The 26,410-nt window shown below is 61.0% G+C and carries 24 protein-coding genes and 1 pseudogene; 4 read left to right on the top strand and 21 right to left on the bottom strand.

What is annotated here, in order from left to right; translation table 11 throughout:
- Window positions 1-128 precede the first annotated feature (128 nt).
- Both NKI18_RS16235 and NKI18_RS16240 read right to left on the bottom strand, forming a co-directional pair.
- Complete coding sequence (locus tag NKI18_RS16235; RefSeq protein WP_352619984.1) at window positions 129-2,249, bottom strand: ParB/RepB/Spo0J family partition protein; 2,121 nt, start codon at window positions 2,247-2,249, stop codon at window positions 129-131.
- A gap of 237 nt (window positions 2,250-2,486) precedes the next feature.
- Window positions 2,487-3,428 carry an ArdC family protein gene (locus tag NKI18_RS16240; RefSeq protein ID WP_352619985.1) on the bottom strand — a complete coding sequence of 314 codons (942 nt, stop codon included), beginning with the start codon at window positions 3,426-3,428 and terminating at the stop codon, window positions 2,487-2,489.
- Window positions 3,429-4,145: 717 nt separating this feature from the next.
- On the opposite strand from NKI18_RS16240, the gene NKI18_RS16245 reads away from it, so the two are divergent.
- A complete protein-coding gene (locus NKI18_RS16245; protein WP_352619986.1) occupies window positions 4,146-5,426 on the top strand; it encodes a tyrosine-type recombinase/integrase in 1,281 nt (426 codons plus the stop codon).
- Window positions 5,427-5,885: 459 nt separating this feature from the next.
- A pseudogene (locus NKI18_RS16250) lies at window positions 5,886-6,086 on the top strand (transposase); the annotation flags it as partial.
- A gap of 751 nt (window positions 6,087-6,837) precedes the next feature.
- On the opposite strand, the gene NKI18_RS16255 reads toward NKI18_RS16250, so the two are convergent.
- From NKI18_RS16255 to NKI18_RS16300, 10 genes are all read right to left on the bottom strand, one after another.
- On the bottom strand, window positions 6,838-7,662 hold the full coding sequence (locus NKI18_RS16255; RefSeq protein ID WP_352619987.1) for a 3-methyl-2-oxobutanoate hydroxymethyltransferase: 825 nt from the start codon (window positions 7,660-7,662) through the stop codon (window positions 6,838-6,840).
- A 145-nt stretch (window positions 7,663-7,807) separates the two neighbouring features.
- Window positions 7,808-8,587: a TIM barrel protein gene (locus NKI18_RS16260; protein WP_352619988.1), complete on the bottom strand. Its 780-nt coding sequence runs from the start codon at window positions 8,585-8,587 to the stop codon at window positions 7,808-7,810.
- Between the two features lie 6 nt (window positions 8,588-8,593).
- Entirely contained in the window at window positions 8,594-8,902 is a 309-nt protein-coding gene (locus tag NKI18_RS16265) for a MocE family 2Fe-2S type ferredoxin (protein WP_023674304.1), read from the bottom strand.
- 11 nt (window positions 8,903-8,913) lie between these two features.
- Entirely contained in the window at window positions 8,914-9,873 is a 960-nt protein-coding gene (locus NKI18_RS16270) for a sugar phosphate isomerase/epimerase family protein (protein ID WP_352571229.1), read from the bottom strand.
- Window positions 9,870-10,874, bottom strand: coding sequence for a Gfo/Idh/MocA family oxidoreductase (locus NKI18_RS16275; RefSeq protein WP_352619989.1), 1,005 nt, complete (start codon window positions 10,872-10,874; stop codon window positions 9,870-9,872). The genes NKI18_RS16270 and NKI18_RS16275 overlap by 4 nt, the downstream gene beginning before the upstream one ends.
- Before the next feature lie 102 nt (window positions 10,875-10,976).
- Window positions 10,977-11,822: an ATP-binding cassette domain-containing protein gene (locus tag NKI18_RS16280; RefSeq protein WP_352457196.1), complete on the bottom strand. Its 846-nt coding sequence runs from the start codon at window positions 11,820-11,822 to the stop codon at window positions 10,977-10,979.
- 7 nt (window positions 11,823-11,829) lie between these two features.
- Window positions 11,830-12,897 (bottom strand): ABC transporter permease, encoded by a 1,068-nt coding sequence (locus tag NKI18_RS16285; protein WP_352619990.1) that lies wholly within the window; start codon window positions 12,895-12,897, stop codon window positions 11,830-11,832.
- Window positions 12,898-12,906: 9 nt separating this feature from the next.
- Window positions 12,907-13,842 carry an ABC transporter permease gene (locus tag NKI18_RS16290; protein ID WP_352620039.1) on the bottom strand — a complete coding sequence of 312 codons (936 nt, stop codon included), beginning with the start codon at window positions 13,840-13,842 and terminating at the stop codon, window positions 12,907-12,909.
- A 207-nt stretch (window positions 13,843-14,049) separates the two neighbouring features.
- Window positions 14,050-15,015: a sugar ABC transporter substrate-binding protein gene (locus NKI18_RS16295; RefSeq protein ID WP_502900708.1), complete on the bottom strand. Its 966-nt coding sequence runs from the start codon at window positions 15,013-15,015 to the stop codon at window positions 14,050-14,052.
- 102 nt (window positions 15,016-15,117) lie between these two features.
- Window positions 15,118-16,161 (bottom strand): sterol desaturase family protein, encoded by a 1,044-nt coding sequence (locus tag NKI18_RS16300; protein WP_352619991.1) that lies wholly within the window; start codon window positions 16,159-16,161, stop codon window positions 15,118-15,120.
- Between the two features lie 195 nt (window positions 16,162-16,356).
- Between NKI18_RS16300 and NKI18_RS16305 the strand changes: the two genes are divergently transcribed.
- A complete protein-coding gene (locus NKI18_RS16305; protein WP_352619992.1) occupies window positions 16,357-17,391 on the top strand; it encodes a LacI family DNA-binding transcriptional regulator in 1,035 nt (344 codons plus the stop codon).
- Between the two features lie 391 nt (window positions 17,392-17,782).
- A complete protein-coding gene (locus NKI18_RS16310; RefSeq protein ID WP_352619993.1) occupies window positions 17,783-18,304 on the top strand; it encodes a hypothetical protein in 522 nt (173 codons plus the stop codon).
- A 345-nt stretch (window positions 18,305-18,649) separates the two neighbouring features.
- Here the strand turns inward: NKI18_RS16310 and NKI18_RS16315 are convergent, their stop codons facing one another.
- The 9 genes from NKI18_RS16315 to NKI18_RS16355 all read right to left on the bottom strand — a co-directional run bounded on the left by NKI18_RS16315 (window position 18,650) and on the right by NKI18_RS16355 (window position 26,113).
- On the bottom strand, window positions 18,650-18,904 hold the full coding sequence (locus NKI18_RS16315) for a hypothetical protein (RefSeq protein ID WP_352619994.1): 255 nt from the start codon (window positions 18,902-18,904) through the stop codon (window positions 18,650-18,652).
- Between the two features lie 258 nt (window positions 18,905-19,162).
- A complete protein-coding gene (locus NKI18_RS16320; protein ID WP_352619995.1) occupies window positions 19,163-19,450 on the bottom strand; it encodes a hypothetical protein in 288 nt (95 codons plus the stop codon).
- 1 nt (window position 19,451) lies between these two features.
- Window positions 19,452-20,519: an ABC transporter ATP-binding protein gene (locus tag NKI18_RS16325; protein WP_352571235.1), complete on the bottom strand. Its 1,068-nt coding sequence runs from the start codon at window positions 20,517-20,519 to the stop codon at window positions 19,452-19,454.
- Window positions 20,519-21,307 (bottom strand): ABC transporter permease, encoded by a 789-nt coding sequence (locus NKI18_RS16330; RefSeq protein ID WP_352619996.1) that lies wholly within the window; start codon window positions 21,305-21,307, stop codon window positions 20,519-20,521. The genes NKI18_RS16325 and NKI18_RS16330 overlap by 1 nt, the downstream gene beginning before the upstream one ends.
- Window positions 21,307-22,176 carry an ABC transporter permease gene (locus NKI18_RS16335; RefSeq protein ID WP_352619997.1) on the bottom strand — a complete coding sequence of 290 codons (870 nt, stop codon included), beginning with the start codon at window positions 22,174-22,176 and terminating at the stop codon, window positions 21,307-21,309. Before NKI18_RS16335 ends, NKI18_RS16330 begins: the two co-directional genes overlap by 1 nt.
- A gap of 68 nt (window positions 22,177-22,244) precedes the next feature.
- Window positions 22,245-23,306 (bottom strand): ABC transporter substrate-binding protein, encoded by a 1,062-nt coding sequence (locus tag NKI18_RS16340; protein WP_352619998.1) that lies wholly within the window; start codon window positions 23,304-23,306, stop codon window positions 22,245-22,247.
- Window positions 23,307-23,345: 39 nt separating this feature from the next.
- A complete protein-coding gene (locus tag NKI18_RS16345) occupies window positions 23,346-24,332 on the bottom strand; it encodes a PfkB family carbohydrate kinase (protein WP_352619999.1) in 987 nt (328 codons plus the stop codon).
- On the bottom strand, window positions 24,329-25,384 hold the full coding sequence (locus NKI18_RS16350; RefSeq protein WP_353020033.1) for an ADP-ribosylglycohydrolase family protein: 1,056 nt from the start codon (window positions 25,382-25,384) through the stop codon (window positions 24,329-24,331). Before NKI18_RS16350 ends, NKI18_RS16345 begins: the two co-directional genes overlap by 4 nt.
- 3 nt (window positions 25,385-25,387) lie before the next feature.
- A complete protein-coding gene (locus tag NKI18_RS16355) occupies window positions 25,388-26,113 on the bottom strand; it encodes a GntR family transcriptional regulator (protein WP_023679209.1) in 726 nt (241 codons plus the stop codon).
- Between the last annotated feature and the right edge of the window lie 297 nt (window positions 26,114-26,410).

A 26,410-nucleotide genomic window follows, 5' to 3' on the forward strand; every position in this document is an offset into this window, starting at 1 on the left:
CCCTCCCCGCCCCCCACGCCCCGCACCGGGCCCCCCCCCCCCGGCCCCCCCCCCCCCCCCCCCCCCCCCCCCGCCCCTCACCCCCCCCGGGCCCGCGCCCCCCCCCCCCCCCCCCCCCCCGAGGCGATCTATTCAGCGGCCATGTGCGGTTCGCTGTCTTCAATCTGCGCATCGTCGTCTGAGAGGAATTCGGGCAGCTCTTCCCCATAGCCGTCGGCGCCGGCGCCGCTATCAGCGCCAGCACTGCCGTCGAGGTCGACCAGGCGCAGCGGCTCGGGCAGCCAGCCAATATCGGTCAGCAAGCGCTCGGCTTCCTTCGCCATATCACCCTTCTTCAGATGGTCGATAAGCTGTGCGGCCTGTTCCCCCTTCGCCTCTCGCACTGCCTCGAGAATGCGAGACTTGGTGATGCGGCCGAGATAGTTTTCGACTGTCGGTGTCCAGCCGGCGTCGACCATATCGAGACCGACCGCGCGTGCCAGTCGATCAGCTTGCGCGATCCGCTGCCGAACCCCGTGTGCCGAGATAGCGCCGCCATAGCGGTCGCCTTTCTCGTGGAGCGCGTTCACGCCGTAGCTGACGCAATGGGCGAGCAACGCCGCGCGGCTGGTCTCATCAAGTGAGGCGATCCAGTCCCAAAGTGCATCGTCTTCGGTCGGCAGGTCCGATTTCCAGGCCTCATGGCGTTCGGCCACCGATTTCGCCGAGGGGCTGTCCTTCAGGTCACCTGCCTGCAGAGGGAAGAAGACGTGACGGATCGAGGCCTCCAGGCACCCGTTCGTTGTGCGGTGCTGGAACGTGTCAGTGACCAGCTTGTGCAAGAGCGCTGTCATGGCGACGTGAGGGTTGCCGGCAACCGCATCGCGCAACGCCAGTGTCCGGTGTGCGGTCAACTCTGTCACCAGTCGGTCCGGCAGGGGCTTGACCGCATCGTCCTCGTCTTCCTCGCACTCGACTGCCTGGCCGCCAATGGTGACAACGGCACGGTGCACCGACGAGCTGTCGGCAGCCCCGTACCCGCCGTCCCTTTTCGATTCATTCGCGCCGTCAAATGACATCGGCGGCACGTCCTCAGGCCGGAGAAAGCCGCGGTCGACCGAGAGTGAGCCGTCAGTGTCGATGCTGACGAACGCGCCGGCGATGGCGATGTCGGCCGGATCGAACTGCTTTGGGCGCTTGTCGAAATTGGCGAGCGCGGTCTCGATTTCACCGAGTCGCTGATCGACGTCTTCGGGCAGCTCGTCAGCACCCTCATATTCGGTTTCAAGCTTGGCATGCTCGGCGTTGAGGGCATCGATGGTAGCCTGCTCCTCGGCAGAGAGATCGAGCGGATCACTCTGCAGGTGATACAGCCCACGCGTTGCGTCGTAGGGGAAGCTGACAGCGACCTCGACCCACTTCCAACCCTCGGCTGCAACTTCCTGGGCAACCGCCTTGAGCTTCTCGGTGACCAGGCGGTCCAGCAGCGCTGCATCCTGCAGCCAGCCGCCGTCATCCGACTGGAACAGGTCGTGCATGACGATACCACCCGCGGCCTCATAGGCGTCGGTCCCCACGAAGACGGCGCGCTTGTCGGAGGCGCGCACCGTCGTTTCGGTCAGCATGCGCCGGATTTGATAGGGCTCTTTCGACCAGGCATCCCTGATTGCCTTCCAGATCTGCTCCTGGCGAGCGCGGTCTTCAGAGACCGTGAAAGCCATGAGTTGCTCCAGCGTCATCCCGTCATCGGCATACACATCGAGCAGCACTGGGGAGACAGAAGCCAGCCTAAGCCGTTGTTTAACGACGTTGACCGGCACGAAGAAGGCTGCGGCAATCTCCTCCTCGCTCATGCCTTTTTGGCGCATGTCCTGGAAGGCGCGAAACTGATCGAGCGGGTGCAGCGGCGCTCGCTCAATGTTCTCGGCGAGCGACACCTCCTCGGCAACGATCGCGCTGTGACGGGCGCGCACGACACAGGGCACGAGGGCGGTTTTGGCGAGGCGCTTTTGCTTCACCAGCAGCTCAAGCGCGCGGAAGCGCCGGCCTCCGGCAGGTACCTCAAACATGCCAGTCTCGTTACCGTCGCTGTCGACGACGGGCAAGACGCTGAGGCTCTGGATCAAGCCGCGGCGGGCGATCGAGGCCGCAAGATCCTCGATCGAGACGCCGACCTTGACGCGCCGGACATTGGACTGGGAGAGCACCAGCTTGTTGAAGGGAATGTCGCGCGAGGACGACAGGGTGATCTTCTGAACGGCAGTAGCCATCGGGATGTACTCCGCGACGGGCGGCCGAGAGCCTCTCTCTCGACCTCCAAACCCGTCATGAGAATTCCGTCACTCCTCGCCCTCTGATGTGCTCGGCAGCCACGCGACACGTGTCGCGGAGCAGCAGGTCGGTCCTGGCGCTCTGCAACGACTTCGCCGCAGCGGGGTCCGGCATCGAGGCAGACTTCGGTCATGAACGCATCCGCAGGAAGACGCCGAACTGGAAGCGGGCGGCCATTACGCTGCCTCCCGCCGATCGTCGTCAGCGGCGACTTTGTCGGGCAAGAACCCCAAGAGATAATCCGCAGCCCTGCTTGCCAGAGAGGCGGCGCGAACGATCGCACGGTTATCCTCGCGCAGCACCTCCAGCCACGAGCCGATATAGTCGGCGTGACGCACGGTCGGCGTGATGCCCAGCGAGGCGCAGCAGAAAGCCGCACTTATCTCGGCAACCAGCTCTTCGAAGGCATACTTCTTGGTGCCGAAGGAACCAGACAAATCCCGGTTGAGGCGTGAGGCATGACCGGTGGCGTGCCCGAGTTCATGCAGGGCGGTCCGGTGCCAATTGATCGGCTCGAAGTAGGCTTGGGGTGGCGGGACCCGCACATAATCGTGGGCCGGAGCGTAGAAGGCGCGGCTGCCACCAACCCGGAAATCGATCCCCGTCTGCTTGATCAGCCTCTCGACCTTGGGCTCGATCAGGCCGAGTAGGGGCGGGGGCGTGGCCATTGCAACACCGTCGGGCAGCCCGTCGCACTGCGCGGCGTTGAACACCGTGAAGCGTTTGAGGAATGGGATCGAACGGGCTTGCTCGCCGGTTTCGCGGGCGCGTTTTTTCTCGTCGTCGGGCACGAACCGATCGGCGTAGACGACCGTCGTTCCATGCTCACCCTTGCGGACGCTGCCGCCAAGCGCGAGCGCCTGGCGGAAGGTCAGCCAGCTCTGTCCTGAAAAACCCTGCTCGATCACCGAACCCCAGAGGATCAGGATATTGATTCCAGAGTATCGCCGGTCGGTGGCGGCGTTCTTCGGCATGGCGAGCGGCGCCTTCGCAGCCGCCATTCCCCATGGCTGAACCCAGGGCAGCCGACCGGCCTCCAGCTCGCCGATAATCTTGTTGGTGATATCGTCATATACGCTGGCCCGGGTCGGGGCAGCCTGGTGCTGATGCTTGGTCATTGCGAGTCTCCGCGCCGGGCGCCGGGAGCCTCTCTCCCAGCCTTCAACCCGTCAGTGCGCCAAGCGCGGCCCTCTAACTCTATGGACTCGAACGACGATTGCGGTTGCTGACCAACTCCGAGGTGAAAGACACCGTTCGAAACCGCAGCGTGAGGCGATCAGCAGAACCCACTAAAGCCGGGCGCGCGGGAGTAGGCCCAAGAGACCCGGCAGTGAGTCCTTGGAAACGGAAGCCGCACAGATAGCCGAAGCCAGTCAGGAGCGGTTTCACCGGCCACGGAAGTGGGGAGCCAGCCGAAAGGCTCGTGGAGTGCGCGTCAGCGCAACCGTTCCGATTAGCAGGTCAAAGGAGCATCTTTGCCGCAGGCGCTCCAGTCGGCGCTTTTCGCAGCCGTATATTCAGAGAAAAGATCGTGCGGCAGGGCATCCGGAATGGCGAGACAGAAAAGTGTGCTCAATGCGACCCGCGATCCGTCTGTTTCCGAGCGAAACTATCGGACCATAGAGATTGGCTGAGGGCTCCGTTTTGAAAATCCCCGAACAATTCGACGAGACCACGCCCCTGCGCGTCGCGATTGCAGCACGAATTGCCTTTCCCGATGGCTCGATGTGCGCAGCAGGCCTACGCAAGGAACGTGACGCCGGCCGACTTGAAACCGAGCTAATCGCAGGAAAGGAGTACGTCACCTTGCTGGCGATCACCAGAATGAGGGAACTATGCCGCGGGCGTCGAAAGGGCCACGCCTCGTCTGGCGCGGCGAAAGCTGGAAAAAGGACGGAACACTCCGAAACAAAGCTGGATGGTTTATCCGCGATCGAACAACGTTCATCAGCGCTGGCAGCGGCAAAAAGGGCCATCCAGGACCTGAAGCTGAAAAGGCGCTCGCGGTCTACATCGCCGGCAAGTACCACCGAGCGCGCGGTGCCGAAGATGTCTTGATAGCCGATGTCGTCAGCGTCTACCTGAGAGAGGTTGCACCGAAGCATGCCGCGCCAGAAGAGACGGCGGCTCGGCTGGACAACATCCTCGATTTCTTCGGTGAAAAGACGCTCGCCGCTATCAACGGCAAGCTTTGCCGCGACTACGTCGCGTTCTGTCCCACCGAAGCCGTTGCGCGCCGCCAACTCGAGGATCTTCGTGCGGCCATCAACTACTACCGCAGGGAAGGCCACACGACTGCCGCACCGACGATTGTCCTGCCTGACAAGGCCGGTGCGCGCGAGCGCTGGTTGACGCGCAGTGAGGCGGCCGCCCTTATCTGGGCCGCGTGGCGTATGAAGCAGAAATGGAAGGGCCAGGAGAGCGACCGGCGTACCGGGCGACACCTCGCCCGCTTCATGCTTGTCGCGCTTTATACAGGAACGCGCTCTGCCGCAGTTTGCGGTGCCGCCATCCGTCCCACCAAAGGGCGTGGTTATGTGGACCTCGACCGCGGCATCTTTTACCGCCGCGCCGATAGCGCAAAGAAGACCAAAAAACGCCAGCCGCCTGTGCGCTTGCCGGACAGGCTGTTGGCGCATCTCCGCCGCTGGGCGTGCACAGATCTCGATATCAGGACCAAGGCGCGCGGCAAGAGCGCAAATATTGGTCGCAAGATATCGCAAGACTTTGTGGTGGAGTGGAATGGAAAGCCGGTGGGGTCGGTCAAGAAGAGCTTTAGGAGAGCTCGCGACGCTGCCGGCCTCGGTCCCGACGTCACTTCGCACACGCTTCGCCACACCGCTGCGACCTGGCTGATGCGGGCCGGCGCCGACATGTGGCAGGCCGCGGGCTTTCTCGGCATCACCGTGGATGTTCTGATCGATACTTATGGTCACCATCATCCCGACTTCCAGGCAGACGCCGCCGAGAAGATCGCGAAGAAGCACGTCGCCGCCAAGGCGACGAAAACCTCGCTCAGGATAGGTGGCGATGAAAACGTGAACTTGGCCCGATCGCACCACAGGTTCCCCACACAAAGCCCGAAAGGAAATGCAATCATTGCGGAGCGAGCGTGACGAAGGAACCCGGGAACCTGCGGCTTTGCCGGTAGCGCACATCGTTCGGGACGATGGGGTCGCAGGTTCAAATCCTGAGCGCGCTCAGGTCCCTCCTGTCTGAGCGACCACGGGGCGAGCGGTTGAGCGAACAACAGAACCGCTTGTTGAACGCGCCGTGTCAGATCGAGCTTTAGACCCAAGGCTTTTCTGTAACGAACGCTGGCTATTGACCTGAACGTTACCTTGGTGGCGATCGATGGTGTGATATCACTTCGGAACATACCCTAAAATGACCGCTTTGCGCCGTATGCACGAACCCGCTTCGCGGGAGGGGTCGCCTGGTTCTGAGGCATGGAGTTCCCTTCAACGAGAGGAACTTGCCACGGCTACCTTGTCGACCGATGCTCCGATCACGCCGCTTCGCAGCGCATGCAGCAAGACATGCTGATGCGGGCTTGGGACCCCATAGGCAGCAGGATGCCGGGCGGCGGCATCGCGCCGGACGGATCACGCTGGATATCGTCGCGGCCGGCCTTCGTTCTTCCAGTCAGAGTACTGGCCAACCTGTTCCGCCGTCTGTTCCTGACCCGGCTGGTCGCGCTGCACGACGCCGGTCGGCTCGCCTTCTTCGGATCGGCGGCGCACCTGGCCGACCATCAGGCCTTCCTGCGTCATCTGAAGCGCCGGTCAACAGGATGCTATGTGCACGTTGCCGTGGCGCCGGTCGTCACGCACACCAATCCCGTCGGAAGCAACGCTACAGGCTCTGCGACCTGGCCCGGAAGCCGCTTCCACGACATGCCCAATGCGGGGTTCGCGACAAGCGCTGGCACCCCCGAGGCACAAATCCCCATAGGCAATCGTCCGCGGCCCGCGGGTTCCTGCATGAGAGACTTTCGTACGCCTGACGCCACCAGAAACGCTTCACCAAGTCAGTCATTGCTGCGGACTTCGCCATCGCCGAAAAGCGGACATTGCCGAGGACTACGCTGCAGGTCGAGGTTGCTCCATCTCCTGCTATTCACAGCTCTCGATGATCTAAGCTAACCGGACGCGGTCTGGCCGTCTCTCAATGACGGGCTGGAAAGCGTGTCAGCTTGTTTTGCTTGGTTCTTTCGATTTAGGATACAATTTCGGAAGCAATTCTGCATTTCCTTGAAGGACCTAAAGCCGAGGCGCGGTGCGAGGCGGGATAAGGTTGTCGGGGACACTCCGCATCGGCGCGCGATCGCGGCGGCATTCTCGAAAGCCACGTAGTCCGGCTGCGCAAACATCACCCGGGCGACAGTTTCCAACTTCGTGGGAAGTACGAGCTCCTTTTTCGCAATCAGCATTTTGAGTTCGGCGAGCGTTGGCACCGGACTGTCGCGAGATACGACTTGTCTACCGCCCGCTCGTGAGGAATCAGATAGCCCTACACGCATGGTTCTCACTGTTTGGCTGCTTGCATGAACATGTCGAACTCGGCATCCCCAATCGGAACAGTATGCTCGTCACCGGGATACCTACCGGAATCGACGTCTGCCTTGTATTCCCTGAAGGCGACAAGGCGCTCGTCCTGGATCTTCTGCAGTTCAGGGCCAAGGTGTCGGTAAACCTTTCCGTGTCGCGGCGTGTGGTTCTTGCCGTAACCACACACATCTTCCGTGAAGAGGTACTGCGCATCCGCATACTTGCCAGCGCCCATGCCAAGCATGACAAGCGATGAGTTTTCAGCCAAGAATTTCGCGACCCGGTCGGGCACGACTTCCAGTTCCGCTCCGAAGACGCCGATCTCCGCAAGTTTCTGGGTGTGTCGCCAGAGGCGCATCGCTTCGTCCGCGGTCTTGCCGACTGCGCGCCAGCCCGTCCAGGTGATGTATGACGGGATCAAGCCGATATGGCCAACGACAGGGATGTAGTTGTCGCAAAGTGCCTTCTGGATGTCGTAAGACGCCGCACAATAAAAGGCGTCGCCACCAATGCCAGCGAAGTGGAAGGCTGCACGCAGATAATCCTCTGCTGTCGCGAGCGGGCGGCCAGCAAAGCTGCCCCAGCTGCCATATGGCAGGCCGACCTGTACGAAACAGTCGCCCGCTGCCTGCCGCATTTCCGAATCGAAAAATCGACCCTCGATGGAAAGCATATGAATGCCTGCTGCGGCAGCGGCAGCTGCCTCGTCGGGCGTGCTGACGAAGAGCATGGAGATTTTCTGTCCATTCTTCTTCATCTTTCGGATGTCCTCGACATGAGGACGGTTGTGATACATGCCCATAATCAGCCTCCGCTGCAGTTCAGGCGACCTTGAAAATGAGTCTGCGAGCGGTGTTCGGATCGGAAAGCATAGTCAGATAGCTTGCCGCGCTTGATCATAACGCCCAAACCCGTATCGCACCTATGATGACCGTTCCCGGCATAGCTCACACCGTAAAAGCCCGCCGAAAAGCGTCCAACGCCGCTTCCGGATCGTTTTGGGCAAACGCCTCCAAACCCACCGGCCCGCGGTATCCCATGTCGAATAGAGCTCTCGCGATGTAGCGCCAGTTCATCTCGCCCGTTCCCGGCTCGCAACGACCCGGGTTGTCAGCCACCTGCACCTCGCCGATGAACGGCAGGCACTTCTCGCACCAGCGCACAATATCGCCCTCGCCGATTTGAGTGTGATAGAGGTCGAGATTGATACGCAATTGCGGTCTGTTGATCGATGACACCAATGCCAGCACTGCTGCCGTCGAGCCGAATGGGCAGCCGGGGTGGTCAAGCCGGTTCAGATTCTCGAGCGTGAAGGTTACATCTTCGGCCTCGGCCATGTCACAGATGCGGTTTAACGTGTCCCGCGCCTTGAGCCACATCGGGCCAGTCTCGACGTCAGTTTTTACAATAGGAACGCCGCCCTCGCCGAGACCGGTGCCATGCAGGTTCAACCGAGCAACTCCGAGGCGCTTTCCGACCTTCGCGGTCTCGAGCGCCGATTTTAAGAGAATGTCGGCCCCCTCGTCATCGGCGAGCCTTCCGTCGAGATAGCCGTTCATGATTGTGAAAGTCGCGCCCGTCTTCTCGAGCTCCTCGAGGTCATGGTCCGGCCAATTCCACAATCCGATGCCGAAACCCATCTCACGCAAGTGCGCGACGCGCCAAGCAATTGGGCGATCAAGCCAAAGCATCTCGGCGCAGGCGGCCAGCTGGAAGGGTTGGCCCATGATGGCTCAAGCCTCGATCATGACGCGGCCATTCTCGACCTTCGTCTTGTAAGTCTTGAGGTTCTCGCAGGCCGGTGGCGTCTCTACTTCGCCGGTCGTGAAGTCGAAAACGGAAGCGTGCTTGGGGCATTCCACCGTATTGGCCATGACGAGGCCGTCAGCGAGGTGAATCTTCTCGTGCGTGCAAAGCCCGTCTGTGCAGTAGTATTCATTCGCGTCGTTGCGGAAAATCGCGAAGGTGCGGCCGCCATGATCGAAGCGTTTGGCTTCTTCGGCTTCTATTTCGTTGGCGGCACAGGCGTTGATCCAGGGCATGGTGTCTTCCTTCAGATGGCTTGCGGTTTGAAGTCGGCAGGGGCGGACGGCATGACGCCTTGGAGTAGCGCAACGGACTTTTCGAGCCCGTCGAGCGAGTTCAAAAGGACATCCTCATGCTCGATGGAGAGCCAACCATCGTAGCCAGCCATCTTCAGGCGATAGCAGAATTGCCGCCACCACTCCTCGCCGTGGCCGAAGCCCAGCGTGATGTAGCTCCAGGATCGCGCCGGAATATCCATCAGGCTGCCGTTTTCCAATAGAGAGGTCGTCGCCTGCACCGGGCCGTTCAGCATCGTATCCTTGGCATGAACGTGGTAGACCGCCTCGCCCAACGACTGAGCCGCCGCCAGGGGATCAGCGCCCATCCAAAAGAGGTGCGAGGGATCTAGGTTGGCGCCTACGACCGGGCCGACCGCCTGCCGCAATTTCAAGAGCGAGGGCACGTTGTAGACGCACTGGTTGCCGTGGAGTTCCAGCGCAATGCGCTCCACGCCATTCTCCTGAGCCAGCGCCACGATGTCGGTCCAGAACGGGATTATCTTCTCTTCCCATTGATATTTCAGGATGGTCTGCGTTTCCGGGGGCCACGACGAGACGACCCAGTTAGGCATGGCGTCGGAAGCTTTGCCGGCAGGAAGGCCACTCATGGTGCACACGGTCCGGATGCCCATTTCCCCGGCCACGCGAATCGTATCTTTCAACCCCTGACCCTGGGCTGGGTCGGTTGGATGCAGCGGATTGCCGTTTGCATTGAGGCTGATGATTTCCAACCCGCGCTCCTCAAACGCATTGATGAAGCGCTTCTGGCCTTCCTTATCGCCCAGTAGGGACGAGAGCGGGAAATGCGGTGCGGTGGACCAGCCGCAGGTGTTCACCTCGACGCCATCGACGCCCATGCGCTTGGCATGGTCCAGCATCGTCTCGAAGGGAAGGCCGCCTAGACTGTCGGAAACGAAACCCAATTTCATGCATAAAACTCCGGCTTTTCGATCATTTGCACGGAAACGTTGCGCCCTTCGTTCAGCGCCTTCACGCCCGCCTCGGCAACGGTGGCAGCGCAGTAGCCGTCCCAGCAATCGGCGGCGGTGCCGGGGAACTCGCCGGTAGTTACGAAACGGAGGAAGTCGCGATTCTGCTTGCGGTAGGCGTCGGCGTAGCGGGTCCGCCAGTCTGCATCGTAGCCCGTGCTCTGGGCGAGCGCCGAATCTAAGCGGGTGTAGGCGACATTGTTCATCGCCACAGCACCCTGCTCGCCAATAAGCTCGGCGCGCACGTCGTAGCCATATGCGGCATTGTTGTTGATCTCGATGTTGACGAGTTGGCCGTCAACTGTCTGGAGCACCATGAAGACTGGCGCGACACGTGCATCGGAGCGCTTCGGCTGGAAGGCCGAGATTGAAGCGTATTCAGTGTCGAGTACGTAGCGCACCACGTCGAATTCGTGCGGGGCGGAATTGGTGATGGCCATGGCGCCGGTGAAATCGGCCGCTGGCGTTTCAACGTTGCGGTGGAAATTGTGCATCATCAGCGGCCGTCCAAGCCCGCCACCTGATAGAGCACGTTTCATTTCCTGGTAGGAGCGGTCGTAGCGGCGCATGAAGCCGATCTGGACGAACTTCGCACCCGCCTTCTGTTCAGCCTCCATCACTGCGACACATTGGGCGGACGATGGAGAAAGAGGCTTTTCACACAGCACGCGTTTGCCGGCCGCGATACAAGCCTGCGACAACGGCGCATGCGTGAAATCGGGGCTCGCGATGATCACCGCGTCCACGTCGTGCCGTGCGATGACGCCTTCGGGGTTGGTGGAGATGTCGGAGGCGCCAAGGGCATTGGCGACCGCACGGGCACGCGCCTCGTCCCTGTCGCACACCAGCTGGAGCGTGGCGCCGGGGAGGTCCTCGGCGACTATTTTAGCATGGTCTGCGCCCATTAGGCCGGCGCCAATCACGGCAATGCGGGTTGTCATGTATTCTTCTGCCTTTTTTCTGAGTTAACGGCCGCCGACCCTGGCAATCCTAAGGCGTCGGTTGATGTGGAGGCGGCGGATGCCGCGCTTGCTGAGGGAAGCCTATCGACTCGTTCGCTCCTCAACTACTTCCAGAGGCGGCGGATGGCCTTCGTGCTCATCCATATAATTTTCGATCTCGGCTTCGAGGTCGGCCATGGTCTCGCCGCCGGCCATCAGGTCGGTGATCTCCTCTCGTGTCTTTTCGTGCTTGCGGAAATCCGCGGCGATGGCACCGCGGATGAGCACGGCGAAATGGTCGCCCACAGCCATCGCGTGCATCACCTGGTGGGTAATGAAGATGACCGCGAGTCCGCGGCGCTTGGCTTCGTTGACGATGCGAAGCACGTGTGCCGCCTGCTTGACGCCGAGCGCCGCGGTTGGCTCATCGAGGATGAGGACGCGGGCCCCGAAATGAACGGCGCGTGCAATAGCCAGGGACTGACGTTCGCCGCCCGACAGGCCGCCGACCAGCCGGTCGCCATCGTCGATGCGCGTGATGCCGAAATCTTGCACCGCTTTGACCGCGATTTCGTTGGCGCGCTTACGGTCGTAGAACTTGAACGGGCCCCAGCCCTTCGTTGGCTCCAATCCCACGAAGAAAGACCGGCCTATGCTCATTAGCGGGAAAGTGCCCCCGAATTGGTGCACCGTGGCAATGCCGCGCTCTTGCGCATCACTTGGCCCGTTGAAGCTAATCGGCTGGCCGTCCATCAAGATTTGGCCGCTGGTGGGCATGAAGACGCCCGCTAGCGTCTTGATCAGGGTGGATTTGCCGGCACCGTTATCGCCCAACAGGCACAACACCTCACCTTGGCGCACTTCCAATGAAATGTCGTGCAGCACGTCGATCGCGCCGAAGGACTTGTTGATGTTCTTCAGTTCGAGAATGGCAGGTTTGTCGCTCATGACGCGTTCAGCCCTTTTTCGCGGGATTGGCCTTCAATTTCATAAAACTTCTCTCAGTGCTTGGCGGCACTCCGGCGGGCTTCGCACCCCTCCGGGGTCTGTACGACAGGGCTAACTCGCGGAAGGACTGGTTCATCAGCACAGCCACCAGGAGCATCACACCGATGATCAAGTTCGACCAGTTGCGGTCAATCTGGGTAAAATAGATTCCCTGACTCACAATGGCGAACGTGACTGTGCCGACGAAGATGCCGATCACCGAGCCGACGCCGCCGGTGAGAAGCACGCCGCCCACCACCACAGACACGATCGCATTGAAGATGAAGCTCATTCCGCCGGAGACTTGGGCCGAATTGAACTGGATGGCCTGGCACATACCGACGAATGTGGCGCTGACGGCGGACAGCACGAACAGCGCGGCGGTCATGCGGCCCGTCGGAATGCCTGCATTGCGGGCGCTTATGCGGTCGCCGCCCATGGCGAATAGCCAGTTGCCGTATCGAGTCTGATGCACGACGAAGCCGACGATCACAGCGATAATTATCCACCAGACTATGATGACCTGGTGGCTGCCACCGATCAGTTGGCCGAACAGAAATTTGGCCCAGTCTGGCGCGGTGACCGCCACGCTGGCATTGCCGGTCAACAACACCGAGGCACTGAGCACCACGCCCTGCATGGCGACCAGCGTGCCGAGCGTAATGATAAGCGAGGGCACGGAAGTGCGGACGGTCAGCAGGCCGTTGACGAGGCCGACCATCACGCCAACCGCGAGCGCGCCCACGATGCCGACCATCATGGGCATGCCGTAATAGCCAGTGAGGATGGCGGTGGTCATTGAGCCCGCTGGGATCAACGCACCGATGGAGATATCGAGCTCACCCGAGATCATCAGGAGGCCGAGAGGAATGGCGACAATGCCGAGATTGGCGGCGAAGTTGACCCAGCTGGCCGCACCGACGAGGGTCCGAAGGTCGACACCGCCAAAAATGACGAAGAACAGTACGACACCGACCAGGCTGAGGATCGAGCCCGCCTCGGGGCGGCGCAGAAAAGACTTGATTGCATCAGTCATGGCAGTCCCTCACGCCTTCTTCGCCGAATAGCTGAGAGCCAGCTGCCGGAAGGTGTCGTTGGTGAGCACCGCGATCAGCAGAAGTGCGCCGATGATGATACTTCCCATGTTAGGATCGATACCAGTGAAGTAGATTCCCTGGTTGACGACTGAGAAGGTGATCGTGCCGAACACGATGCCGACGATTGAGCCGAAGCCGCCGGTAAGCAGCACGCCCCCTATAACCACGCACATAATGGAATTGAAGATGAAGGACTCGCCTGCCAGAACCTGCGCGCTTTGGTAGACCATCACCTGGCTGACCCCGACGAAAGCGGCGCTAAAGCCGCTGAACATGAACAGGCCGATTGTAAGCCGGTTGGTAGGAATACCGACGTTGCGCGCGCTTACCTTGTCACCGCCGAGTGCATAGATCCAGTTGCCAACCGGCGAGACGTGCAGCATCCAGAATGCGCCGACGATGAAGGCCAGCCACCAGAGAATTGTGACTTGGAACATGCCGCCGAGATACTGGCCAAGGATCGCCTTGGTGAGAGCGTCCGGCACCAACGATACACCGGTGCTGCCGGCGATCATGACGGTGAGGCCAAGCGTGAGGCCCATCGTGCCGAACATGGTCCCTATGGTAATGATGAGGGACGGGATGATGGTTCGCGTCACAAACAAGCCATTGATGAATCCGACGGCGAGGCCCATCCCGAGCGCGGCCAAGATGCCGAGCCAATCTGGTAGGCCATAGTGGCCGGAGATGATGGCGGCGGTCAGAGAGGCGGCGGGAATGATAGCGCCAACCGATATGTCCAGTTCGCCGGCAATCATCAGCAATCCTATCGGAAGGGCGATAATGCCGATCTCAGCCGCGACGTTGAGCCAGCTGGCCGTACCGGCTGCTGACAGAAAGCCACTGCCACCGAAAAGTCCGAAGAAGAGGAAGACTGCGGCCATGCCGAGGAACGAGCCCGCCTCGGGCCGGCGCGCCAGACGGCCGAGCGCCAGTCCATGACGAGCGGGCTCTGACGTTGGGGCTGCGGGAGATATCACTGGATGCGCCGTCATAATGGATCCGCTAGCAAGCGGGCGGCCGAACGCGGTCGCCACATTACAGGGATGGAAGGGCCGCTCGCTTCTTCGCGAGCGGCCTTGGTTGAGGACTTAGCGCGTCCCAGCCTTCACGCCCGCAATGGTGGCCTCGACAGTGCTCTTGTCGATTATGCCGGGGCCGGTGAGAATTTCGCGGGTCGGCACGGTCAGGCCGTAGTTCACCTTGCCATTCAGAATCGCGACGGCGAGGTAGCCCTGCAGGTATCCCTGCTGGTCGATGGCGCAGGCCTGTTTTCCCTCCTTCACGTTATTCAGGATGGTCTCGTCGAAGTTTATGCCGCAGAGCTGAACCTTGCCGTCTTTCCCGGACTGCGTGATGCCGTTCATGGCGGAGTTGGCGTCAACGTTGCCGATGGTGAACACGGCGTTCACGTCCTGATGTTGCAGCAGATAGGCCTTTACCGCCTGGGCCACAGCTGTAGCCGAGCCGAAGGACGTGGCGGGCAAGGGCAGGACGTCGGCTTCGCCGCCGCCATTCTTCATCCCTTCTTTGAAGCCACCACAGTAAGCCTCGATATTGGCCGCACCCGGGAGGGTGTTAATGCAGACGCCTTTCTTGCTGCCGGCCTCGGCGAGATACTCGCCGCCGGCGACGCCGCCTTTGTAGTCGTCAGAGCCAACGTAGTTCATGGCGCCGAGGCGATCGGCCGCTTTCAACCCGCCGGCATTGTAAATCACTAGCGGAATGCCAGCATCCACGACTGCCTTGAACGCAGGGTCCATCGCTTCCGGCACCCAGTCCGGACCGACAATGGCGTCGGCGTTCTGGTCGATTGCCTGGCGGATCAGCTCGGCGGCGTCCACGCCCAGATTGTCGTAGTTCTGGGGCCCGAGCCAGGTGACCTTGCCACCCTGGGCTTCGACCACCTTGCCCGCGTCTTCGGCGCCGCGTTTGACGATTGACCAGAACGGGTCGTCCGGCTTGCCGCCGATGACGAAGATGTTGGCGGCAAGCGTCGCGCCAGTGCTAAATGCTGTCAGCACCGTTGCCGACACGAGTGTCTTGAATAACGTCACAGTCGTCCTCCCAGGTTTCACCCGCCTCGCGGGTGTTGAAATTAAGTTCTACTGTCCCGCCCGCCCGCTCCTCTCAGGCACATGCGGGACGGTGTCGTTCCGTCACTCTGCCGGCATGTCAGAGGCCGCGCCGCGGGCTTCCTGCTTGGCGCGCCGCCTTTTCTTCTTTTTGAGGAAGCGCGTCTTCATCGCGTCGTCGGCTTCCTTGCTACCGTCGTGCCAAGTACCGAACAGCTTATCGAGGGGCACGAGGCCATCACCGCCGTAGTTCACCTCGAAGTACTTATGGTGCAGGTAATGCACGTAGGAATGGCTATCGAGATTCATCTTGTCGGTGAGTTCGAACGTCTCGAAGCCAAGATGGCCGTTGACTGCGCCGAAACCGGCGCCGTGCAGCGTGAAATAGGCACAGACCGGGTTGGATGGGATCAATAAGTGCAGCCAAGCCTCGGCATGGTACAGGAAACCCTCGACCGGATGCATGGACAGAGACGACCACGGGCTCGGGTTGATCGAGTTGTGGTGGACCGAATGCACCCATTTATAAAGGGGTGGCCAATGGATCGCGCGATGCAGCAGAAAGAAATAAACCTCGTGCACAAACGGTCCGATCAACACCAGAAAGGACAAGTAGAGCCAATTGGTTGTCCAGGGCAGCCAGGCCGCCCAGCTGTTGGCATAGACCCACAGCATCATGATCTCGACCACGGTCCACAGCGGGATGGTCACAAAGAAAGACCGCAGGAAATTGTCTAGGTTCTGGCGCTGGAACCAGAAAACGTCGGACGGCACATCAGACGGAAATTTCGCATTGTATTTGAAGCGCGTCCCCTGCCGGCGATGAACGTAGTAGCGCAGCTCGAAGAAACCATAAAACAGGAAAATGCCGGCGGCGTTCAGACCGTATAGCCAGAAATAGTTGAGTAGCGACAAGCTTGCGAGGCTCTGCCAGCTCGGGATGAGCAGGTTGACCCAAAGGATCGCTGTGGCGATGTGGAAAGCGTTCCACGGCCAAAAAAAATCGGGAATCCAGGCAACCACCTTTTTTGCATTGAACGGACGATGCCACAACGGCGCCGGCTCTGCACGGCGGTGCGGTGCCCAATTGCCGCGTTTGTCGCGTGTTCCATACTGAAGGTCATCCATCGTAACAGCACGTCCTTGCCCGGATCAGTCGTGTGCTTGCGGGTCCAGTCGCCCCCGGGCTCATCATCAAATTGAGCCCTAGCTCGGCACGTTTCATATCGGAGGGTTGATATTTGTAGAAGTCGAAAATAATATCAAAATGACATTTGTATCATTTAGCTTCAATCATGATGATACAAAAGAGGGTTAACATTCATGAAACGGCCGACAATTCGCGATCTCGCTACCGCGGCAGGCGTATCTACAGCGACTGTAAACAGAATTCTGAGTGGGACCGTTTCCGTACGCCCGAAAACCGTCCAACGCGTCCAAAGCGCGGCGGAAGAAATAGGGTTTTACGCTATCGGAGCGATTGATAACCGGGCCCGTCAGCTATCGCCCCAGTACCGATTAGGTTTCCTGCTCCAGCAGTCCACCCGCGACCTCTACCAGCTGTTCGGGAAGAAAATCGTCGCCGCCTGTCGCGATCGTCGGGACGAGGTGATTGAACCTGTCGTCGACTTTGTGGATCTGCTGACGCCAGAGACTATCTCGAGCCGCCTCATCGCACTCGGCGACGCATGCGATGCCGTCGCGGTGGTCGCCGCAGATCACCCGATCATTGGTCAGGCCATCCGTTCATTGAAGGAGATGGGGAAACCAGTCGTTTCTTACATTACGGACCAATCAGCGCCGGAACGGGCGGCGTATGTGGGCACCGACAACTGGAAACTGGGGCGCACTGCAGCCTTCCTGATTACCCAAACGACCCATGGTCCTGGTCGCATTGCGGTTTTCATAGGGAATCATCGGTATCAATGCCAAGACGTCGCAGACGCTAGCTTTCGCTCCTACTTGCGCGAGCACGCTCCAAGGCTCACGGTGGAGGAAAGTCGCCCCACCCACGAGGAATCGAGCGAGGCTTACCGAATGGTGGCCGAGTTGCTGAAGGCGACTGACGATCTTGTGGGAATTCTGATCGTCGGCGGCGGAATAACCGGTGTACTTCGCGCACTGAGGGAGGTTCCTTCCGAAAGGCGGTCGGGGATCAAGTTGGTTTGCCGTGACATTGGCCCTGAGACCCGAAAGGGATTATCTGAAGGGTTGATCACCGCAGCCCTTTGTCATCCGCTGGAGGCGATCTCTGCACTTCTTGTGCAGACAATGATTGATGTCATGGGACCACAAGCACCGTTGGCTACGCTTCAGCGGTCCATACCTTTCGAAATAGTCACGCCGGAGAATATTTGAGACAAATATCTCGGCGGATGAATCAGGAGATCCCTCGGGATAGCTCAACCGGTGCAAGCTTCAGACTGCCAATTCGCGCTTCCAGCAGTGAACGCGCAAATGCGCATCCCGACCCCGACCGTATCGATCCGTCAAGCGGTCGACCGCAATGCTTCGCCGCCGAGGTCGCGGTAAAGAATGATGGGCCCAGCAACTGTCAGATCGCCAACGTTGGCAAAGCATCGTCAGCTAGCGGTCAGCATCAGCCATCAACTTTGTGATCTGAACGGCACCAAAGGCTCCTTTTCGACGAGCCGCCGTCGTACGACATACCTTGCCTAGACACAGGTTGTGAAAACGCGTGATAAGGTCGGCCCGCGCTAGACTCAAAGATGGCCCGGGGCACCAGAAGATGGCACACCGCATGTGCAACGCAATGCTTGGCTTCGCGGCGCTTGCTTTAGCCGCGTGCCAATCGGCTCCTGAAACGCCGCAACCCGCCACTCTCGAACCTGCGTTAGAACCTGATAGTATTCCTTCACAACCTGCCTTGGATCCTGGCGCTGTTCCTTCCGGCTCAGCGATCTTAGATCAATCCGTGGCGGTCACTCCCCCTGGCAAGGGCGTTCCAACAAAGTATGCTGCTTTTTCGGGTCTATGGGCCGGACAATTGGACGGGATCTATGACGCCAAACTTGCTGTTCAGACGATTTCTTCCAATGGAAAAGTGACGGTCACCTATGCGTGGGGAAATCTGGGCGACAACTATCCGGGAGAGGCCGCCGGCGCTGGAAGAATTGTAGGGAGCACGTTGAAGCTTGAGCGCTTACCGAATGGCGCGGACGTCGGTTTTGTCATGCGGCCCGACGGGGCCCTGGCCGGAACCGTTACGCTTGCCGGCCAGACCTACACGGGCGCGTTCCTCAAGCAATAATCAAAGACGCATCTGAAGGGCTATGCAGAGGGCCAGGCGACTGTTCCATATTGCAGTTGCCTGTTGTTACCGGAGTGGAGCGCCGTTCAAGGCCCAAACTGGTCGTCTACGACACTGGCGGACATCTTCTGGTTGGACGGCAGCAGGATGTTCGCATCGCAGTTCGCAGGTTCCTAGCTGGCGCCCGCCTCATCTCGTCATCCGACAGACCAAGACGGTGATACAACATCCGCTTGGGGCAGTACCGCTTCACAGGTCGTTCGTTGCTGTCGCCGATCGAAGGAACAATCGCACGGGGACGGGCAGCGCATCATGCCGGCGCTCGCCTTCGTAGCCGGTTGTGAGCTAAAAGATTGATATGATCCCGGGACTAACCGTTTCATAGCCTAGGCGCGGCTCCGATTTGTCTTTCGCGACCGTGCTGGAGACAGTTCCGGTTAAACGGCAATCCAACTCTGTTCCCCTCTTTTTCTTGACCGTGCCTGACAAGTCGGGGCAGGCTGACGTAACTTCTGTTCTGACCACCATCTTCTTCTCGTGCGCAACGGTGGCGGTGGATCCGGCAATCACAATTGCCGCACAAATAATCGTCAATCTCATTGCATTTCCCCCTTAGAGCGCACCGCAAAAAATGTCGTCGGCTGTCTTGAGACAGTGGCGGAGACGGTACTCGCGCTTGGCCGGTCGATGCGGCTTCCCGCTTGATAAAATTGTAATTACATTAGCTACAGCGCAAGTAATCATTTCGGACTAGACTAGGAACGGGCTCACGCGCCTACCACCTTGAAGGCCCTTCGATGGAAAGCGGCTGAGCTGCGGCGAAAAGGGGGGCGTTTCAGCCTTTTCCGTCATGCTCCGCTAAGGGCCGACGGTGCCAAGACCTATAACGCCATAGAGGGCTCGGAAGGCCCATCGGCCTCGCCGTCGATCTGCCGCGCTGAGGTCGAGCCGTGCATGAATGCGCCGAAGATGCTGTGCCGGCAATGCCGTGGCCGAGGAACCAGAGCCGGTAAAGAAGGAAGGCATGCCCATCGTCACCACGACGCGAGAGGTGCGGCCGCGAAGCAGCGTCTTGGTAAATCCGCCACCCTTGCCCGGATAGGCCACCGCGGCCACGCCGACGACAAAATCGACGGTGATTGTCAATCTAACCCGCCGCGATCAAGACCGTGCTTTCTGGCGACCAGCTCAGCACGACGTCCTGACCTTCCGCCAGCCTGCCAGCGCCGGTGTTCTGCACAATCACCTTGAGCGTCTGGCCGGCACGCTCGACAAAGTAAGTGCTGCTATTTCCGGCGAAGATGCGTTTGGACACTTGCCCTCGCAGCACATTCGCATTGGCCGCATCCGGAGCCTCGGCATCAATGAAGATGCGGAGGCGTTCGGGCCGCACGGCGCAGCTTGCCTTGGCACCAGCGGCAAGCTTGGCACCCGCGCCAGCGGCAATCGCTGTGCCGTCCGGCAGTCGGATGCCGTTGCCCGTGCTGTCGCCGCGAAGGATGTTGGCGTCGCCCAGGAAAGTGGCGGCAAACTCGCTCTTCGGCCGATCGTAGATCTCCTCGGGCGAGCCTTCCTGCACCAGCTTGCCATCGCGCAGAATGCCGATGCGGTCGCTCATCGTCAGCGCTTCTTCCTGGTCGTGGGTGACGAAGATGGTGGTGATGCCGATCTCGCGCTGGATGCGCTTGAGCTCGATCTGCATGTCGACGCGCAGCGCCTTGTCCAGCGCGCCGAGTGGCTCGTCAAGCAACAGCACGCGCGGCCGGATGACGATCGCGCGAGCGAGCGCAACCCGTTGGCGCTGGCCGCCGGACAGCTGGTGCGGCCGGCGGCCGCCGAGCCTGCCGAGTTGCACGAGATCGAGTGCGCGCTGTACCTCGCTGGCAATCACCGCCTTGGGCTCGCCGCGCACCGACAGGCCGAAGGCGACATTGCCGGCAACGCTCATATTGGGAAACAGGGCGTAGTTCTGGAACACCATGCCGATGCGCCGTTTTTCGACCGGCACCCGCTCGACGCTCTCACCACCTATGGTGATGCGGCCGGAATCGGGAAAGTCGAAGCCCGCGATTTGTCGCAGCAGCGTGGTCTTGCCGCTGCCTGACGGCCCGAGCAGGGCATAGAAGCCGCCATCGGCGAAATCGATGGAGACATCGTCCAGCGCCTTATGGGCACCGAAAGCGCGCGACACGTTCGCTACTTGGACGCCAGCCATTACTTCTCTCCGCCGAATTTGAAGAAGCGCGCCGTCAGCAGCATCAGTGCCATCGACACGACAATGATGATCGTCGAGACCGCATTGATCTCGGGTGTGAATCCCTTGCGGATCGCGGCGTAGATTTCGACCGGCAGCGTCGTCTGGCCGGGCGTCGACAGGAAGTAGGATACGACGAACTGGTCGAAGGACACGGCGAAGGCGAACAGCCCGCCGGCAATGACGCCCGGCATGATCCAGGGCAGCGTGACGCGGTTCGTCACCTGCCATTGATTGGCGCCGAGCGAGCGCGCCGCCTCTTCCAACTCGGGCGCGAAGGTCTGCAGTCGGGCCGACACGACGACAATGACGTAGGGCAGCGCAAGCGCGACGTGCCCGAGCAGGATGGCGAACAGGCCGCGCCCAATGCCGACGCCGAAGAAGAAGATCAACATCGCCGTGCCGGTTATCAGCCACGGAATGGCGATTGGCGGAAACAGCAGCGCCTGCAGGAATTTCTTGCCGCGAAACTCATAGCGGTAGAGCGCAAGTGACGCGGCCGAGCCAAGCACGACGCAGATGATGGTGCTGATGACTGCGATTTCGACGCTGTTCCAGGTGGCTGAGATAAGCTGGGCGTTGTGCCACAGCGAGACATACCATTCCGTCGTCCACTCGAACGGCAGCTGGTAGAAGGGCGAAACGTTGAAAGACATCAGGGCCATGATGACGATGGGCACATAGAGGAAGGCGAGCAATAGCCAGATGTAGAGGCGGCCGAGCCATTCGAGAACACGTGTCGTCGCCATCACGTAGTCCTCCGCAGCACCGGCGAGGCAACCGCCAGGATGACCAGCACGACGGCCAACAGGATAAAGGAGAGCGCAGCACCCAGCGGCCAGTTGAACACTGCGACGAACTGGTCCTCGATGACAGTGCCGTAAAAGGTGCCGGTACGGCCGCCGAGGATGCGCGGTTCCATGAACGAACCAACAACCGGGACGAAGATGAGCGCTGCGCCCGCCACCAGCCCCGGCAACGACAGCGGAATGATGACCCGATTCAGCACCTGCAGCCGCGAGGCACCGAGCGAGCGCCCGGCCTCTATCAGCGAGTCATCGATGGCCTGCAGGGTCAAGTAGCAGGTCAGCACCATGTAAGGTACGTAGGAGTGCACCAGCCCGATGATGACCGCCGGATAAGAATACATCAGGTCGATGTTGATCTTGAACGGCAGCACGGCGTTGAGCGCGGTGTCGAGAATGCCTCCTTCACGCAGCACCATCGCCCAGGAGAAGATGCGCACCAGCCCATTCGACCAGAACGGCAGGATGACGAGAAGGAAAATCGCCTCTCGGCTGCGGCCTTTCAGCACCTTGGCCAGCACATAAGCGGCGGGATAACCGATGACGATGCACCACAGCGTCACCTCGAGGCCGAGGCGCAGCGAGGCCAAAAGCAATGTCAGATAAAGGCTCTGTGAAAAGAAGGCGGCATAGTTTTCGAGCGTGAACGCCCACGGCTTTCCCGACAGCGGCAGGTCGGTCATGAAGGAGAAGAAGACCATGGCTGAGAGCGGCAGGAAGATCGCAACCGTCAGCCAGAGATAGGCAGGCGCCAGCAGCGGCAAGGCCGATCTCAATCCGCTGCGCGACGCGGCCGCAACCTGTGCTGCCATGACATCCTCCTCCCAGGATGGGGAAGCATCAGACGACATGGATGGTCGGCTGATCCCGGCTTCTGCTGTTACTTCACGTCGACCTTGAGCTGCTGCCAGAGCGACAGATAGGTTTCGCGCTGGGCGTCTGTGATCGGCGCCTGGAACTGAATGCGCTTGGCGACTGCCGGGTCACCCATCACCTTGCGGTTGAACGCATCCCCGGGAAGTGCTTCTACAGCCTTGGTGTTGGCGGATACCGGGGCTCCGACCTTGGTGACCCATTCGACATAGAACTTCGGGTCGATCATGTAGTTGATGAAGGCCTCGGCGCCGGCGACATTCTTGGAACCGACCGGAATGGAGAAGGCGTCGAGCCAGGCGACAGCGCCCTCCTGCGGGATCACGAGCGAGACCGGCAGCTTGAAATGGGTCTTGGCGCGGTCGGCCGAGCCGCTCCAATAGGTGCCGATGTCGATCTGGTTAGAGGCAGCCATCTGGTTCCAGTCGTTCTCCGAGCTCCAGAACGTCTTGATCTGCGGCATCAGCGAGGTGAGCTTCGCCTTGACCGCCTCCATATCCTTGATGTCGTTGATGTTCTGGCCGCTGGCAATGGCGCCGAACTGAACCGCCTCGACGGCATCATCACGGATGGTGACGCGGCCCTTGTGAGCGGGATCCCACATTTCGGCGATGCTCGTCGGCGGCTTGTCAAAGGATTTTTCATTGATGGCGAGCGCCGTCAGCCCCCAGACCCAGGGCACGCCATAGACCTTGCCGTCATGGACGAGCATCGGCGATCCGGCCTTGTCCTTGCTGATGTCGGCAAAGTTCGGCAGCTTGGACGTGTCGATCGGCTGGATCAGCTTTTCCGCCATCGCCTGGTCGTTGAAGGCGGCGTTGATCATGACGACATCGTAAAGGCCGGGATTGGTCCTGAGCTTGGTCAGCATCTCCTGTTCGGAATTGAAAAAATCGTTGACGACCTTGTTGCCGGTCGCCTTCTCGAAGGCTTCGATGGCCCACGGCTCGTCGGCGCCGTAGCCCTTCCAGTTGAGTACGTGGACCTCGTCGGCCTTGGCGGCAAATGCGAGTGCGGAGGTGAAGACGGCGGTCGCCGTCAGCAGGGCAGTCAAGTCGGGCATGCGCATGTTCGTTCCTCTCTGTGTTTGCCCGCTTCCCGGGCTTTGTCAGGCTGTCGGGCGTTTGGCCTCTTGCTTCCGGCCATGGAGGCCGATCGGCGGACCGCCGGCATGGCTTAGGAATGTCTGGATCTCGTGGTCGGTCGGCGCTGATGAACCACCGTGGCGGGTGACGGAAATGGCCGCTGCCGCATTGGCATAGCGCGCTGCTTCAAAAGGCGGCGCGCCGCGCGCCAGCGCACTGACGAAAGCGCCGATATGGGTGTCGCCGGCGCCATTGGTGTCGATGGCGTCGACCTCGAAGCCGGCACTCGTTTGCGCCGAGCCGTCGGCCAGCCGCATGTGGCAGCCTTTCGCTCCGGCGCGAATAACGACGCCGACGGCCTTCGGGGAGTGGTCGCTAAGAAGCCGTGACGCGAGTGTCTCGACGCCGCCCGGACCGGCAATCGCGGCCGCTTCCGTCGTGTTGCAGCTCAACCAGTTGGTGCGGGCGAGTATCCGCGACAGGATAGGGCGGGGAATGTCGACGACGACAGGTGTCGGGTCGAGGACAAGCGGTGTGTCGGCCGGAAGTGCCTCGATCCAGTCGACAAGCGCGTCTCGGCTTCCCGGATAGCTAAGCGTATAGCCGGAGGTGAACACCCAATCCCCCGGTGCGACCGAGACGGGCGCCATCATGTCAAGGCTGAGCAAGCTCTCCGCACCAGGCCACGAGACGAAGGTGCGCTCGGCATCGCTGCTGATCATGGCGACGCAATTGCCGCTGTCCATGACGGGCGATGGCGGCGTCAGTGTCTCGATCCCCTCACTGGCTAAGGCCGTGCGCAGGAAGTCGCCATTGGGTCCGCTGCCGAGCTGGCCGCCGAACACCACCTTCATGCCGGTGCGGCTGGCCGCGACCATCATGTTGAAGCCGCCGCCGGCGACTTGCGTGTAGCTCGACGCCGTCTTCTCCGTACCCGGCGCCGGCAAGGCGTCGATGCGATAGACATAGTCGACCACCGTGCTGCCGACATGGACGAGACGCCCACTCATGCCGCCGCATCCTTGCCGGGACCGGTCCTGTCCGCACGGCGCTTGGATATACGGGCCGCAACAAGGTCGGCGGTGAGCGCGCCAACCGCCGCTATGTCGATGCCCTTGAGGTCAGCAATGCGGTTCTGAGGCAATCGGGAAAAGCCGCTGCAGGCGCCGGCCATGCCGGTCGCGATGGCGCCGATCGTGTCGGTATCGCCACCGAGATTGGCACTGATGACCGCCGCTTGCCAGGGATCACCGCCGGCGACTTCCAGTACGGCGAATGCAGCCGGGACGGACTCCTGACTGGCGACGCCGGTGCCGACCAGATCGGTGATCAGCCGGATCGCGTCCTTCGTCGCCTTGCCGCGCACAAGCTCCTGCGCCCACCCAATGCGCGCGGCAATGTCACCGCCGGTCACCCAATGGCCGAGCGTTGCTCCGCTCTGCGCCGCGGCGATGGCGCTGTCGGAAGCGGCGCGCCAGTCGCCGCCGGCGACGCCGCGGCTGACGGCCGCCGCAACGGCGGCTGCGGCCGCAATGGCAATCGAGGTGTTGTGCGTGGCCCGGCAGGTCTCGGCAACTTTGGCGACCAGCGCGTCCAGCGGCTCCGGCGCCATCATGATGCCGACCGGCGCAATGCGCATGGCCGCACCATTTGTATCGCCGCTGCGCCCCGCTTCCTCGGCCGACACGCCATTGTTGATGGCGTCGATGGCGCGTTTGGTTGATGGCCCCAGCAGATCGTAGCTGCCGCGCGCCTTGACGTCGCGCTCCCAGTCGAGCAGCGCGTTGACCCACCGCGCATGATCGAAGCGGTTGCCGGATTCGACCAGGATACGGCCAAGCAGAAGCGCCTGTTCGGTGTCGTCGGTGATCGTTCCAGCGGGGAGCCCCTTCGACACCGGATGGTCGGCGAAAGGAGCAATGAAGCCCTCTACATGGCCGTAGAGTTCGGCAATCCGGGCCGGCGACAAAAGCTGCGTCGGCATGCCCAGCGCATCTCCCAGTGCCCCGCCGACAAGCGCCCCCATGGCCCGGTCGGTCATGTTCCCGATGTCGTCCGGCATCACTCAGAACCTCATATGCAGCGCAAAATGCGCCGGGTTGAGCAGGCTGGTCACATATTCGATCGGCCGGTCATCGGCGGCGCGGGTCAACCGGCGACCGCGCAGGAACGGCGTGCCTTGCGGGCAGCCGAGGATCGCAGAGTCCTCGGCGTTGAGCATTTCGATGCCGACCCATTCCTCGCCATGGTCAGGAATGAGGCCGGCGCCGCGCAGCGTCTGGTGCAGCGAGCCTTCGCGCAGGCCGCGCAACGGCACATCCTCCAGTTCCGGCGATAATGGCAGGCGGCTGCGCTCGATGGAGATGGCGTGGCCGTCGCTGGCATTGGTGCGCACCCGGTCGACAGCGATGAAAAACGGGTTTTCTATACCAAGCAGTGCGGCAAGACCGGGGTCCTCGATCACCTCGAGCCGCAGCGTCCGCGTCTCGGCGTTGGCGCCGGCGTTGGCGAGCGCCCGCGACCAACCGATGGAGTCATCAACGGGCTTGCCATCGAAGGTGACGAAAGAGCCGATGCCGACTTTGGTGGTGATCAGCCCGCGGTTGGACAGTTCCTCGAGGCCTTTGCGGACGGTGTTGCGGCTGACGGAGAAACGCTGGACGAGCTTGTTCTCGCTTTGCAGCCGGTCGCCGAAGCCGAGAACACCGGAGCGGATTTCATGTTCGAGAACGGTGGCGATCTGTTCGGGTTTGCCCGTGCCGGGAGACAGTTGAACCGAGCGCCGCTTCATATGGTACCTGTTCAGTGAGCCTGTATAATCCTGTTCATATCACGGCAGGCTTGTCAACGAGTGCCGCATGGAGCTGCTGTCGGGCTTGATTAGGCGTCGCGACGGGCAAGCAGAGCGGCAAAAAGGCCGAGTCATCGAGCTGAAGAGGCAGGCGGCGGACGCTGAGGCCAAGCTAACGCGATTGTACGAAGCGATGAAATGGCCTCGCCGATTTGGATGATTCTAATCTCAAAGGGCCCGTCAGTGAACTGAAGCGAGCCCGAGACGCTGCACGTGCCGACGCCGAGCGTGCTGAAG

The organism is Mesorhizobium sp. M0800, assembly GCF_040320095.1.
In the GTDB taxonomy this organism is placed as follows: Bacteria; Pseudomonadota; Alphaproteobacteria; order Rhizobiales; family Rhizobiaceae; genus Mesorhizobium.